Raw genomic sequence first — 13,488 nt, forward strand, 5'->3', positions numbered from 1 at the left:
TTGCAGGCTAACCAACCTGGCTCTCGACTTCTCCGGGCAACGCGGGCGTGGGACGAATCCGGTTGGAATCATTGGGCCGGATGAGCACGGCCGACACCGTGATGACACACGCGAGCACCGCCGCAGCCGCGCCCAGCACGTCGTAGCCGAGCTGGCCGACGACCACGCCGGCGAGCGCTCCCCCACCACCGGCGGCCAGCCCCATGGCCAGGTCGGACGCACCCTGGGCCCCGGCGCGCTCGCGCAGCGGCACCGACCGCACGACGAGGGTCGAGCCGCTGACGAGGGTGAACGACCACCCGAGCCCGAGCATGAACAGGCCCACCGCGAGACCCGGCGACCAACCCAGCGGCGCCTGCGCGGCGAGCACACCGGCCACCGAGAGGATGAGCGCGCCGGTGATGGCCATCGCGCGGCCGCCCCAGCGGTCGACCGCCATGCCGACCAGCGGCGAGAAGGCGAACATGCCGAGGATGTGGCCGCTGATGACGAGCCCGATGATGCGCAGGCTGGCGCCGCCGTGGTTCATGTGGACCGGCGTCATCACCATCACGCTGACCATGACGGTGTGGCCGACGGCGGTCGTGATGACCCCGAGGCGCGAGCCGGGATGGGCAGCCAGCGCCCGGAAGCCACGCCACACCCCGCCCTGCTGGCGTTCCAGTGGCTCGTCGGCCTCGACCGCGGCGATCCTGCGCGCGAGGAGCAGTGGGTCTGGGCGCAACCGCCAGACGATGAGCAGCGCACCGAGCAGCAGCCCGAGGAGCGAGAAGACATAGGGACCAGCGAGGACGGGTATGCCGAGGGCGCGCGCGATGGGCTCGCCCGGGCCGGCGAGGTTGGGCCCGAGGACGGCGCCGATGGTGGTCGCCCAGACGACGAGGGCGAGGTCGCGGCCGCGGTGGCGTTCCTCGGCGAGGTCTGCGGCGACGTAGCGGGCCTGGTTGTTGGCGGCGTTGGCGCCACCGAAGAGGGTGGTGCCGACGAGCAGCAGGGCGAAGCTGCTCCACGCGGCGGCCAGGATGATCGCGAGCGCGCCGGCGATGCCGATGAGGTAACCGGTGAGCATGCCCCACCGCCGTCCACGGGCGGCCATGACGTGGGCCATGGGGATCGCGACGAGTGCGCCGCCCAGCACCTGGAAGGTCCCGCCGAGGCCGGACAGGTCGGCCGACCCGCTGGTCTGCTCGGCCAGCAGCGCGCCGACGGCCGCACCGGCTGAGACCCCGACGCCCACGAGCACCTGGGTGCCGACGAGGGTGGCCACGGTGCGCCGCTGGACCGGTCGGAGGTCGACCATCTCGTCGGTGAGGGGCACCGGGTCAGTATGCCGGTGGGCTTGGACAGCGATCGCGTCGCCTGCCGGGTCGGGCCGGGTGGCTGGGGTACCGGTCCCGGCGACGCGTGGTGAGGCGGCTCGGGAGGCGAGCGGGCGGCATACCTCGTCGTGCTCTCGGCCCGGCCCGCGGGGGACGGCGGGCCGGACCGAGGTCCTTGGGGCGGCTCAGCCGACGCCGTCGATGGTGAGGTTGAGCGGCGGCGAGGTGGACGTGATGGTCACCGTGCTGGTGCCGGAGCCGTTCGCCAGGCCCTTGAAGGAGAAGGAGGCCGAGGACTGACCGGTCGGGATGACCACCGTGGAGGTCGGCTGGCCGGCTGCGGAGTTGGCCACTGTGATGGAGATCGGTGCGCCGGTGTTGGTGCGGACGTTGCCCCACTGGTCAACCAGCACGATGGTGCCGCCCCACGCCTTGTCGTTGCCCGAGAGCGTCGGGGTCGTCTGGGTGCAGCTCTTCGGTGCCTCGTTGCCACCGGAGCCGTCGGTGCACGAGAGGGCGACCGGCGTGTTGGGCGTGTTGTTGGAGGAGTGAATGACCTGGTCGAGCCGTAGCGAGTAGGCGGGCGCCTGCTGGACCGTGATGGCGGCGGAGCGGCCGGTGACCTGGCCCTGGGTGACCGTGACGGCAGTCGTCTCGGCGGTGTATGCCGTGAGGTTGACCCCCGTGGCCACACCCGCCGTGAAGGTCACCGTGGACGGCACCTGTGGCGCCTTGCCGGACGGGCTGGTCGACAGGCCGGTGATGGTGACGGCCTGGCTGCCGGTGAAGGACGTGTCGGTCGAGCCGTCGCAGGCACGCTTGGTGATGGTGATGCTGAACGGCGTGCCGACGGTGGGGGTTGCGGTCGAGGTGCTCACGACGAACACCGGCGCCGTGGCGCACTGGGTGCTGGCGGTGCCGGGGGCGGACGTGGCGGTCCAGCTGCCAAGGGCCGCGACGAGCGTGTAGCTGTATGCCGTGCCCTGCGTGAGACCTGTGTCGGTGCAGGACCAGGGCGAGCTCGTCGGCTGGCAGATCGTCGTGGTGCCGCGCTTGAGGGTGTATGCCGTGCCGGGGAGCTGGCCGGTGGGCAGGCTGCCGCTGACGGTTAGTGACGTGGCGCTGGTGGACGCGACCGCTGGCGTTGCCGGGGTCTTGAGCGTCGCGGCGGTCGCGGTCGCCGTCGTGGTGACGGTGCCGGCCGACCAGTAGGCGGCTGCCGTCCCGATCCCGGCGACCGTGCAGGCGGCCAGGGCGGCGACGGCGGTGGCACCGCGGCGAGTGAAGGCGTTCACGAGGTCCTCCCGGTTGCCGTGACGGGAAGAGTGAACGTGGTGCCCTGGCAGGCGTTGGACGCTGTCGTCGACATCGAGATGCTCGCGGTGAGGGTGAGCGACCCACCGGCCGGGATGGTGCGAGGCAGGCCAGTCGGGGCCGTCGTCGTGATCGCGGCGGTGGAGCAGCCGTTGGCCGCGGTGACGGCGCCAAGGGAGATCGAGGTGACGTCAACGCCAAAACCGTTGGGGTTGTTGACCTTGACGTTGATCGCCGACGAGCTGCCGGGGTAGAGGGACGCAGGTACGTCGGCCGACGTCGTGAGTGCCACCGTCGTGCCGGCGGTCGCGGAGGTCGAACCGGCACCGGTGGCCGACCACACGGCATACGCCATGGCGCTCGTCATGGTGAGCGCGGCGGCGCCGGCGACGGCGGCGGTGAGGCGCTGGGTCCAGGGCGATCGGGTCATGACGCGTTGTTCCCCTGGGTCGCCGAACCGCTGAAGGTCAGCGGGAAGGTGACGCTCTTGCAGGCGTCCTGGGACGCCGCGGTGTCCAGCATCATGATCGACAGCGGAACGGTGATGCTGCCCTTGGCCGGGACGACGTAGGTGCGGGCTCCGGGCTTGGTCGACTGGTAGCTGCTGATGACCAGGTTGGAGCTCGCGCGGCAGCCCGGGCCGGCGTCTCCGGCCTTCGCCGACAGGTCGAGGATGCGGTAGGCGATCCGGTCGGGGTTGGTGACGACGACCTCGAGGGTGGAGATGGCACCGGGACGCAGCTGGTCGATGTGACCTGCGGCGGCGAAGGGCGGATGACCGTTGCCCTTGCCGTTGTCGTTGCCGCCGTCGGTGTTGCCCTCGCCGTTGACGTTGCCACCGCCGTTCACGTTGCCACCGCCGGTGGAACCGGTTCCGTTGTGCCCGTTGGTCTTTCGCGGTGCCGCCGCGGAGGGACCGGTGGCGGCGGGCGTTCCCTGCTCGCCGCCGACACCGGCACCCCGGGTCGGGTCAGCAGGCGGCGCCTGCGAGGTGGTGGGCTCGTCGTCCGGCGTGGTCGAGGGAGCCGGGTCAGCCGTGGCGCCGTCGCTGCTCTCGCCGGGGGTGGTCGCCGCCGGGGGCGCCTGGTCGCGCGGGACGATGGTGAGGGCACCCGGCTGCGGTTTCGCGTTGTCGCGCGTGAGCCAGACACCGCATGACCCGAGCAGGCCGAGCAGCAGCACGACGACGGCGATCAGCACGAGCGTGCGGCGCTGACGCTGCTGCCGGGTGTCGGGCATCGGCGCTCCTGGCGAGTCGAGGCGGTGGGTCGACGCGAGGTCGGGGTGGTGTGCCGGCGTGGCCGACGAGGTCGGGCCTGGGCCCGGCGGCGTGCAGGGGGACAGTGACGCCGCCGGGCCGGCTCAGGCCCGCGAGCTCACCGTCAGTTGACGACGGTGAACGTCAGCGGGACGGTGACGCCCTTGCAGTTGTCCTGGTTGGCGGCGCCGTTGACGAGCTGGATGGTCGCGCCGGTCCAGCTGCCCTGCGCCGTGCCAGCGGGCACCTGCGCGTCGACTGCGCCCGGCTGGACGATGTTGAAGTCGGCCGCGGTGCAGGCGGGCTTGGTGGCATCGGCCTGCTTGGAGAAGCCCGCGGAGACGGCGACGTTGACCTTGGCGATGTACACCGAGCCGGAGTTCGGGTTGTCGAAGTTGCCCGAGATGCCCTGGGCCGGGCCGCCCGGGTAGAGACCGGTGACCGCGGTGGAGGTCGCGTTGACGGTGACGTCGCCGACCGTGCCCGTCGAGGCCGAACCGGTGCCGGAGCCGCCGGTGGTCCAGTAACCGTAGGCAACACCGCCGGCAATGAGGGCCAGGGCCGCACCCGTGGCAACGGCGGCGGCGCGCTTGCGCGTGTTCTTGTGCATGGATGTGTTCCTTTGCATGACGTGTGGAGTGCGGGCCTGAATCCGCGGTTGGCCTCCCCTTGAAGCCATCACCGAGAGTGCCGTTGTTGACTGGTCACCCACATCGGCCGTCGAGTCGGGCTGCCGACATCGTTGGTCTGGCAAGGAATCCCCGGTTTGGTTCTGGATTTGGTAAAACCGGCCACGCAAAGCGCTTACACCTGATAGTGGCCAAAGTCCGATTCGCCCTGAAGGTCCGAATTTCGTTGCACCGCACCGGGTTTGGCGACCCGGGGAGCTGACCACGCGGCATACCGGGGCCATGGCAGGTCCACGAAAAGGGGCCCGCGCACCCGGGGAGGTGCGCGGGCCCGTGACGGGGTCTGGAGGGGGTCAGCTCAGGTCGGCGTAGGGCAGGGAGGTGGTGGTGAGACACCCGGCGGCGCGACCGACCTTGGCCAGGCCAGCCTTGTCACCGGCGGCGAAACCGGAGGGACCGGCGCTGCGCAGTGACGGGTACATGAGCTGGCGGGTGTCGCTCACGTGCTGGAGGCCGACCGCGTGGCCGAGCTCGTGCATGACCAGGTTGGTGCGACGCAGCCCGGTGCCGTAGCCGCCGGTGAGCTGGCTGAGCGCCTGTGGGGTGTCGATGACCACGAAACCCCGCTGCGCGGCATACGAGTAGGTCGAGGCGCCGTTGACGGTGCGGCCGGCCCACGCGTAGGAGAAACCGCCCTGACCCGCGACCGACCCCGCCAGCGAGTACTGGGTCTTGCTCGGCGTGGTCCAGGCGATGATGACCTCCGCGCTCTGCCGCGAGGCCGAGCCCGGCTGGGGAACTTCGCTCGTGCTTCCCTTGTAGGAGAACGAGATTCCCGTCGCAGCACTGACGCGGGCGACGGAACCCTGAGTTTCGGAGAGGACCCTCGCCCGGGAGGCGGAGGGCACCGCGGCGAGGTTGACCTTGTAGGTCACGACGCGCTGGCACGGGTTCCAGCGCAGGATCGGCTTGGTGCCGTTCGGGAGGGAGACGGTGGCGAGCTTGTACGTCGCCGAGGCGCCCGATGCGGCCTGCGGTGCCGCCGCCATGAACCCCGCGACCGCGAGCGGCGCGAGGGCCAGCGCGACTGCGCGCCGGCCGAAACGCCGCGCCGTGGCGGCCGACGCTCGCACAGGGCGGGCGAGGGGGTGGACTGGGCGAAACATCGGAGGCCTCCGGGCGGTCTCAAGGGGAGTGACACGTCAGGAACTACTGGGGTCGTGCGGGAGGGTGCTGGTGGCGTGGTGGTGCCGGTGCTGCGGATTCCGTACCTTGCGATCGAGGTCAGGCTCCTCGAGGCCGGGAACGGTGCGGTTGGTCCTTGTTGCGTCGTCCGCCTGCGTTAGCGGCTGACAGGTGTAATCGTGGCTCCGCCGTTTGACGTAGGAGAAGACTTTCCAGTGGAAATCAACCGAACGGGTGAGGCGCTTCGCGTGCGTCCCGGCGGCCGGCTCTGCTAGTCGGTGACATGGAATCCGAAGATTCCACGCGGAACGGCTTCGGGATCCGAAGGTCGGACCTGTCTGGCGGCCCGTTAACCGCAACTTTTGTGCGGGCGGGGTCGCCGAAAAGTTCTTCACTTCCAGGGTGCGGCCGTTCGTCCCTCCGCATCCATTGAGCCAGTCCCGGCGGTCATGGCCGATGCAAAGAGTGGGCACCGGCAGGGACGGTTCGCGCGGGTATGCCGCGTGGCCGGGCCTGGCTGCCCGGTGTTCGGCGGGTTCGGTGTGGGGCTGCTCGGTCGGCTAACCTTCGTCGGGCGTCCTCGACGTCACGCGCGACCGTGGGACGGAAGCGCAAACCCCGCCCTCGTAGCTCAGGGGATAGAGCACCGCTCTCCTAAAGCGGGTGTCGCAGGTTCGAATCCTGCCGGGGGCACCGTTACAAAATCCTAGGTCAGAGGCTGATTTCAGGGTTCGCGACTGGGTGCCATCGCTGGCTGGCACGGGAACGTAGACCCGCGGGGTTCCCAAATCCCGCCGGAGCCAAGAGCATGGTCGACCTCGCCAAGCCGCGCGATCAGCGTCCTGGCACTGAAAGCCCACCCACTACTCGAGGGGTCGGCCTCTGTTGACGGTGCGTGCCCCCTTGTCATCCACCAGTTTGGTGGGCCTCTTCAGCCAGAGCACCAGTACCACCCAGGGGATCAGGCTCAACGCCAGCCAGAACCAATCCATGCTCCCGTAGTAGTGCCAGATCATCCTCGCCACCAGCATCGGTGCGAGGAGATACGGGAAGACGAGCAGCCGCCACTCAGCTATAGAGAGCATCTGCCAGAGCGTCCGCCGCGGCCGGTGCCTCCAGGGACGCGATCTTCCATCGCGGCGCTTCACAGCAGCTCCTCCACGCACCACGAGCCTCAAAGTACAGTCTCGCCGCCGACCCGGCACGCCACTCTCCGCCCACCTCCGGGCTGCACCAAGGGCGCTACGCGTCACTGCGCGATGGACTGCGGGCACCTTTGAAACGACCCCGACCGGCTCCGGTCGCTAGCTGCCCGTGGTCACCACTCCGAGCCCCAAGCAAGCTATCCGCGAGGCGATCAATGCGAGGCCTCGTCGGCGACCTCCGCGCTCCGGGCATGGAATACGGCGCACCTATCCAGAGATGGCTCGCGAGGTCTACGTGTCGGTGTCGCCCCGACCGTTCAGCAGCCTCCAGCCGCCCACCCAAGCGAGCAGTACGCCCACGGCAGTCGCGCCCACGGACCACGCCCAATACGCCCCGCCGATGACCTCGACCGCGCCGCTTCGCAGAATCACGACCTGGACCCTGGTCCCTGGCTCTAGTGATCGACCTGGTTCCACGGTGACACGACGCGCCTCACTGCTGGGCTGCACGATCGTCACTTCACATCGGGTAACGCGAAAGTCGTTGCAGGAGTTGACCTCGGCAGTCCCATGCACGCCGCGCGTTTGATCCCGCAGGCCGCTCACGAGGTCTGTTGAGCCTCCGAGCACTAACAGCAGCCCGAAACCAAACAGCGCAATGCTGATCAGCACCCAGTCGACAGGTTCCCGGCTTATCGTCGAGTTCAGGCGCCTCCAGACTCGTCTAGCACCCGTCACCCCCACATCATGACGTCCCATCGACGACGAGTCAGGCACCTCGCCTGAACGCCGCCGACCCTGGGCCCTACTCTCCGCCCGCCTCCAGGTCGCATCCCTGTCAGATACTGAGCGCAGAGAAGGCAGCGCACCGAGAGTTGCACGTGGAGTGGTTGCGCTCATGCCGTCGGTTGACTGTGCCCAGGGCCGTCAAACACGATGACGCCACCGACGAGGTGAGGAGACCCGTGCGCCCGTTCATGGACAAGGTCGTTCCCGAGGCGTGGGAGGCGGCACGGCACTTCTCGTCGACTGTGGCCCGGGTTGCGCAGGAGCGGGGGCTCACCTCGACCGAGATCGAGCTGGTCAAGGTGCGCGCCTCGCAGCTCAACGGGTGCGCCTACTGTCTGGACCTGCACTGCCGCGAGGCCCGCGCTGCGGGTGTGCCGCAACAAAAGCTCGACCTCCTGCCCGCGTGGCGGGAGACCGCCCTCTACGACGAGCGCGAGGTGGCGGTCCTGGCCGTCACCGAGGCCGCCACCAGACTTCCCCTGACCGAGGACTCGGCAGCCGACCTGGCCGGCGCCCGGAACGTCCTGGGCGACGACGCGTTCATCGCCACCGAGTGGGTGGCCGCCGCGATCAACACGTTCAACCGGATCTCGATCCTCAGCCACCATCCCGTGCGGGCCCGCGACTCCGACGGCAGGATCGTGCGCTGACGATGGACGAGCAGGGCAACCACGACCGAGGAGAAGTCATGGCCATCGAACGCTTCGAAGTACAACACCACCCCGAGGAGTCCCGTTACGTGCTCGTCGACCACGGCGAGGACGGCACCGGCGACAAGGAGATCGGCGAGGAGCTCTACACCGACATCGACGAAGGCGGGAAGCCCGAGCGCATCCTCTTCCACACGGCCGTCTCCGAGGAATATGCCGGGCAGGGCCTCGCGTCCGACCTCGTCCAGACCGTGGTCGACGACGTCATCGCGGGCGGGCGCGCAGTCGTGCCCGTCTGCCCCTACGTCGCCAAGTGGCTACCCAGGCACCCCGAGTATGCCGCCAACGTCGTGCAGCCGACGAAGGCTCACCTCGACGCCGTGCGCGTCAGCCAATCCTGAGCGCGACCGAGCCCAGCGCGCCAAGACACACACAAAACGGGGGTTGCGTGCGCAAAACTAGGTGCGTTGACACCCGTTTTGCGCACGCAACCGCCGTATTGCAGAAGGCGCCCGCGCGGCCGACAGGTCCCGCCGTCTGGAATCAGGCCGACTGCTTCTCGGGCGCCGTCTCGCGGGACACGACGGCTCGGTGTGCTGCGACGGTCGCCCGCGTCATCGTCGGCTCGACCCCCAGCTCCTCGAGGTACCCCGCCGCGTCGTCGACCTCGTGCATGCGGCGCAGCGCATGCGTCTGCGTCCCGGTCAGCAAGCGGTCGATGACGGCCTGCCCGTCACCCGCCAGTGCAGCCGCGACCTGCCCGCGGATCCACTCCTCGTAACCAGCTGCCTGCCCAGCCGCAACGGCCTCACCGATCAGCGACGCGAGCCCCTTCATGAAGACGCTGCGCAGCAGCTTGTGCGCCATCGCAGCACCTGCCGGCTCATCGAGCAGGTCGATCGGCGCACCGAGCGGGCGCAACAGCTCGGCCACCACCGCGCCGCCCGGGCCACTCACCATCAGGGGCGTGGCGACGCCGTGCCATGGCACCGGCCCGAGGATGGCAACGTCAGCGAAGAGCGCACCCACTCCCCCGACCAGGTCGCTCAGCCGACGCATCTGCGAGGGCGCCGACGACGTGAAGTCGGCGTAGCAAGCCTCTTCCGCCAGCGCCGGCAGCGCCTCCTCGGCCACGAGCGGCGCGACCGACGCACTCGTCATCACCAACACCATCTCGGCTCCGTCCACCGCCTCCGCCACCGACCCGACCCGCACGACACCCTTCGGAGTCGGGGTGTCGGCGGGATCGGCACCCACCACGTCGTGACCCGCCTCGGCGAGCGCCGCGGCATACCTGCCCCCGACCTCACCGAGCCCCACCACTGCACACTTCATCGATCGCACCTCTCGTCTCAACCGCGCACCGACGCAAGCGGTGCGGGGATCGCAGCGCGGCGTCGGGCCTCGTCGTCGAACACGGCTTGGGCCGCTTCGGCGACCCTCTCCGCCTCGTCCCGGGCGATCACGGCGACACCGTCGCCGTCACCGACCACGACGTCGCCCGCGTTCACCGAGACCCCGCCGACGGCCACCGGCACCCCGACGCGTCCCGGCCCGAACTTGTACGGCCCGGCTGGCGTGCACGCCCGTGCGAACACCGGCATTCCTATGTCCCCCAACGACTCTGCGTCGCGCGCGGCACCATCGAGCACGAAGCCCGCCACACCACGCGCCAGCGCCTTGGCGCCGATCAGGTCGCCCAACAGGGCCCTGGTCTCGTCGCCCTGGCCGTTGACGACGATGACGTCGCCGGGCTTGGCGATCGCCAGCGCCTCGTGCAGGGCCGCGTTGTCGCCGGCCCGGGTCCACACCGTCAGCGCGGCCCCCGCCAGCCGCGCTCCCGGCCAGATGGCCTGGATCCTCGAGTCCAACAGTCCCAGCCGGTCCATGGCATCGCCGATGTTGGCCACGGGCAAGGCCGCCAAGCGGGACACCACCTCCGGATCGGGACGGGCGAAGTCCGCCTCTGGTGTCGCAACCGTCACGTTGTCATGCATGTCGTTCGCCCTCACTTCTTGGTGACGAGCGGCAGCACGGCCTTGACCGTCGCCTCCTGCTCGCCCCAGTACTTCTCGTAGCCGGCGGCGTCGAGGTAGTTGGTCTGCAGGCCAAGGTCCTTCATCTTCTTCGTCACCGCCGGGTCCTCGATCGCCGTCTTCAACGCGGCCTCGATCTTGGTCGCCACCGGGTCGGGGAGCCCGGCCGGAGCCGAGTAGCCGCGAGCCGTGGCGGACTCGACGTCGATGCCCTGCTCCTTGAACGTCTTCACGTCAGGCAGGAACTCGCTGCGCTCCTGCGACATGACGCCGAGCATCTTGATCTTCTTCTGCTTCACCAGATCCGTGACGTCACTGGCACTGCCGACATAGACCTGCACGTGCCCGCCGAGGAAGGCGGCGAGCGCCTGCGACGCCCCTTCGGAGAAGTGGACGAGCGCGAACTTCGCGCCGCTCTTCTGCTCGAGGTCGGCAACCGCGAAGTGCTCGCCGGTCTGCAGTCCGGTGGTGCTCACCGTGATCTTGCTCGGGCTCGCCTTGGCCGCCTCGATGAGGTCCTGCACCGAGTTGTACGGGCTGTCCGGCGCGACGCCGATGACGGCCGGGTCGATCACCTGCATTCCCAACGGTTCGAAGCTCGACCGCTTGTACTTCGCGCCCCGGCTCGGGTCGAGCGGCGAGACGACGACCGACGGCGAACCCGTGGCACCGATCGTGTATCCGTCCGGCTTGGCACTGGTGAGCGCGGTGTAACCGATCTGGCCGCCGGCACCCGGCTTGTTGACGACCTCGACGTTGGTGCCGAGCTCCTTCTCGAGGATCGGCGCGACGAGCCGCGCGGCCGTGTCGACGGCACCACCCGGCGCGAACGCGACGACCAGCTCGACCGGCTTTCCCTTGCGGGGCCAGTTCTTCGCGGCGGCGGAGTCGCCCTGGGCACTCTGCCCGCAGGCGGCGAGGGAGGCGGTCAGCCCGACGCTGACGACGATGGTGAGAAAAGCTCGGCGACGCATGGTGTCTCCTTGGTGGTGGGGGTATGCCGGGTGGCTGGGTTCCGGGGCGGCGCCCCGGGGGTCGGTGGTGGGGGTTGGCACGGGGGTTGGCATGGCTCAGGTCTCCGGGTCTTCGTCGAGGGCGGCCGGCTTGCGCAACCGCAGCAGCGGGCTGACCGCGATGAAGATCCCGATCGCGAGCAGCACCACCGTGATCGGGCGCGTGAGGAAGATCGAGAAGCTGCCCTGCGAGATGTCGAGCGACTCGCGCAGCGAGCGCTCCATCAGCGGGCCGAGGACCAGGGTCAGCACCAGCGGCGCCAGCGGGATGTCGAAGCGGCGCATGACGAGGCCGACCACGCCGAACGCGATCATCACGAACACGTCGAAGACGCTGTAGTTGATCGTGTACGAGCCGACGACGAGGAACAGCATGATCAGCGGCGTCAGGATGGCCGGCGGGATCCGCAGGATCGAGGTCCACAGCTTGACCAGCGGCACGTTGAGGATCAGCAGGATCACGTTGCCGATGAAGAGGCTGGCGATGATCGCCCAGGCGATCTCGGCATGCTCGCTGAACAGGGTCGGCCCCGGGGTGAGGCCCTGCTGGAGGAACGCACCCATGAGGACGGCGATCGTGGGAGAGGCGGGAATCCCCAGGGTGAACAAGGGAATCAGCGCGCCGTTCGCGTGGGCGTTGTTTGCGGTCTCCGGTCCGGCGACACCCTCGATGGCGCCGTGCCCGAGCTCCGAACGGTGCTTGGAGAACTTGCGCTCCGCGCCATACGACAGGAGGGACGACACCGAGCCCGTCATGCCCGGGATGAGGCCCAGCGCGAAGCCGATCCCGGTGCCGCGCGCGATGGCGGGCGTGCTGCGCCGGAAGTCGGTGCGGCTCGGCATGAGCGCCCGCAGCCCAGGGGCGTGGGGGTGCGCCGGCCGCTCGCCGATGGCGGACATGAGGATCTCGGAGAGGCCGAAGAGGCCGACGATCACGGCGACGAAGCTGACGCCGTCGAGCAGCCGATCGCTGCCGAAGGTGAAGCGCGGCGCGCCAGCCACGGGGTCGATGCCGACCATCGCGATGAGCAGACCCAGAACACCTGAGATCAGCGCGCGGATCATGCTCTTGCCGGCCAGCGCGACGAGCAGCGAGATGCCGACGACCATGAGCGCGAAGAACTCCGGGGGGCCGATCTTGAGACCGAGAGACCCAAGCGGTTTGGCCGCGACCACGAGGCCGACGGTGGCGAGGACACCGCCGACGAAGGAGCCCACGGCAGCGATGGTGAGCGCGGCGCCGGCCCTGCCCTGCTTGGTCATCTGGTAGCCGTCGATGGTGGTCACCGCCGACGCGGCCTCACCAGGTGTGTTCAGCAGGACGCTGGTGATGGTGCCGCCGTATGCCGTGCCGTAGAAGATCGCGGCCAACATGATGATCGCGCTGGTCGGCTCGAGGTTGAGGGTCAGCGGGATCAGGAGGGCGACGCCGGCGACCGGCCCGACCCCTGGCAGCACGCCGATGAGGGTGCCGACGAGGCAGCCGATGAGGGCGAAGAGCAGGTTCTGGGGGGTCAGGGCTGCGGCGAAGCCATTCATCAGCTCGTTGAGAACGTCCACGTCACACCCCCAGCGCGCCGAGGAACGGCAGGCTCGACAGCGGGAGCGGCACCAGCAGCACGTCACCGAAGAGGTGGAACGTGCCCACGCTGCCGACGAGCGCGATGATGACCGAGGCCAGCCAGCGCACCCGGCCGCGGCGCAGGTGGAACAGCAGGAACGCGAACATCGCGATCTGGAAGCCCACGACGTTGAGCACGGCTGCCAGGAGCACCAGGCTGCCGATCGTCACCGCCCCGGTGCGCAGCAACGTCCGCTGCGACGCCGAGGCCGGCGCGACCTGCCGCGGCGTCTGCACGAACCAGACGAGGCTCAGGACGACGAGGAACAGGCCGAGCACGAGGGGGAAGAACCCGGGGCCCGGGCCGGCCTCGGTCCAGACGCCGAGGCTCCGCGAGGCGATCGCGACATAGCCGCCGACCGCCACCAGCGCGGCCTGCGTGGCCCACGCGCCCAGCGGACGCACCTGAACGTCGGGTGCGTCGGCCGTCGGCGCGGTCCGGGTGAGAGTCTCCATTGATTCTCTGCTTTCATTCTATGAAATGTTCTGTCATTGAATGCGCCATCAGAGTGCGCTGCTTCACTCCCGC

Annotated in this window: 14 protein-coding genes and 1 tRNA gene; 3 read left to right on the top strand and 12 right to left on the bottom strand. The window is 69.5% G+C overall.

All coding sequences use genetic code 11. The annotated features are described in order from the left end of the window. Positions 1–7 precede the first annotated feature (7 nt). The 6 genes from HJG52_RS12100 to HJG52_RS12125 form a co-directional block, all read right to left on the bottom strand. Complete coding sequence (locus HJG52_RS12100) at positions 8–1,318, bottom strand: MFS transporter (RefSeq protein WP_346767714.1); 1,311 nt, start codon at positions 1,316–1,318, stop codon at positions 8–10. A 186-nt stretch (positions 1,319–1,504) separates the two neighbouring features. After that, positions 1,505–2,614, bottom strand: coding sequence for a hypothetical protein (locus HJG52_RS12105; RefSeq protein ID WP_171243811.1), 1,110 nt, complete (start codon positions 2,612–2,614; stop codon positions 1,505–1,507). After that, on the bottom strand, positions 2,611–3,063 hold the full coding sequence (locus HJG52_RS12110) for a hypothetical protein (protein WP_171243812.1): 453 nt from the start codon (positions 3,061–3,063) through the stop codon (positions 2,611–2,613). The genes HJG52_RS12105 and HJG52_RS12110 overlap by 4 nt, the downstream gene beginning before the upstream one ends. After that, on the bottom strand, positions 3,060–3,872 hold the full coding sequence (locus tag HJG52_RS12115; RefSeq protein ID WP_171243813.1) for a hypothetical protein: 813 nt from the start codon (positions 3,870–3,872) through the stop codon (positions 3,060–3,062). The genes HJG52_RS12110 and HJG52_RS12115 overlap by 4 nt, the downstream gene beginning before the upstream one ends. Positions 3,873–4,015: 143 nt before the next feature. Then, positions 4,016–4,501 (bottom strand): hypothetical protein, encoded by a 486-nt coding sequence (locus HJG52_RS12120; protein WP_171243814.1) that lies wholly within the window; start codon positions 4,499–4,501, stop codon positions 4,016–4,018. A 372-nt stretch (positions 4,502–4,873) separates the two neighbouring features. Beyond that, the gene (locus HJG52_RS12125) at positions 4,874–5,686 is read right to left on the bottom strand and encodes a matrixin family metalloprotease (protein WP_171243815.1); all 813 of its coding nucleotides are present in this window, start codon (positions 5,684–5,686) and stop codon (positions 4,874–4,876) included. Positions 5,687–6,325: 639 nt separating this feature from the next. Between HJG52_RS12125 and HJG52_RS12130 the strand changes: the two genes are divergently transcribed. Further along, a tRNA-Arg gene (locus HJG52_RS12130) sits at positions 6,326–6,398 on the top strand. A 170-nt stretch (positions 6,399–6,568) separates the two neighbouring features. On the opposite strand, the gene HJG52_RS12135 is transcribed toward HJG52_RS12130, so the two are convergent. After that, on the bottom strand, positions 6,569–6,853 hold the full coding sequence (locus HJG52_RS12135; RefSeq protein ID WP_171243816.1) for a hypothetical protein: 285 nt from the start codon (positions 6,851–6,853) through the stop codon (positions 6,569–6,571). A 962-nt stretch (positions 6,854–7,815) separates the two neighbouring features. Between HJG52_RS12135 and HJG52_RS12140 the strand changes: the two genes are divergently transcribed. Then, complete coding sequence (locus HJG52_RS12140; protein WP_171243817.1) at positions 7,816–8,289, top strand: carboxymuconolactone decarboxylase family protein; 474 nt, start codon at positions 7,816–7,818, stop codon at positions 8,287–8,289. A gap of 38 nt (positions 8,290–8,327) precedes the next feature. Continuing rightward, positions 8,328–8,690 carry a GNAT family N-acetyltransferase gene (locus HJG52_RS12145; RefSeq protein ID WP_171243818.1) on the top strand — a complete coding sequence of 121 codons (363 nt, stop codon included), beginning with the start codon at positions 8,328–8,330 and terminating at the stop codon, positions 8,688–8,690. 142 nt (positions 8,691–8,832) lie between these two features. On the opposite strand, the gene HJG52_RS12150 is transcribed toward HJG52_RS12145, so the two are convergent. From HJG52_RS12150 to HJG52_RS12170, 5 genes are all read right to left on the bottom strand, one after another. Continuing rightward, complete coding sequence (locus tag HJG52_RS12150; RefSeq protein WP_171243819.1) at positions 8,833–9,624, bottom strand: NAD(P)-dependent oxidoreductase; 792 nt, start codon at positions 9,622–9,624, stop codon at positions 8,833–8,835. A gap of 17 nt (positions 9,625–9,641) precedes the next feature. After that, positions 9,642–10,286: an RraA family protein gene (locus tag HJG52_RS12155; RefSeq protein ID WP_171243820.1), complete on the bottom strand. Its 645-nt coding sequence runs from the start codon at positions 10,284–10,286 to the stop codon at positions 9,642–9,644. An 11-nt stretch (positions 10,287–10,297) separates the two neighbouring features. Beyond that, on the bottom strand, positions 10,298–11,299 hold the full coding sequence (locus HJG52_RS12160) for a Bug family tripartite tricarboxylate transporter substrate binding protein (RefSeq protein ID WP_171243821.1): 1,002 nt from the start codon (positions 11,297–11,299) through the stop codon (positions 10,298–10,300). Positions 11,300–11,395: 96 nt separating this feature from the next. Beyond that, complete coding sequence (locus tag HJG52_RS12165) at positions 11,396–12,898, bottom strand: tripartite tricarboxylate transporter permease (protein WP_171243822.1); 1,503 nt, start codon at positions 12,896–12,898, stop codon at positions 11,396–11,398. 1 nt (position 12,899) lies between these two features. Next, positions 12,900–13,415: a tripartite tricarboxylate transporter TctB family protein gene (locus HJG52_RS12170; RefSeq protein ID WP_171243823.1), complete on the bottom strand. Its 516-nt coding sequence runs from the start codon at positions 13,413–13,415 to the stop codon at positions 12,900–12,902. Positions 13,416–13,488 lie beyond the last annotated feature (73 nt).

It is taken from the genome of Knoellia koreensis (assembly GCF_013041615.1).
Classification (GTDB): Bacteria; Actinomycetota; Actinomycetes; order Actinomycetales; family Dermatophilaceae; genus Pedococcus; species Pedococcus koreensis.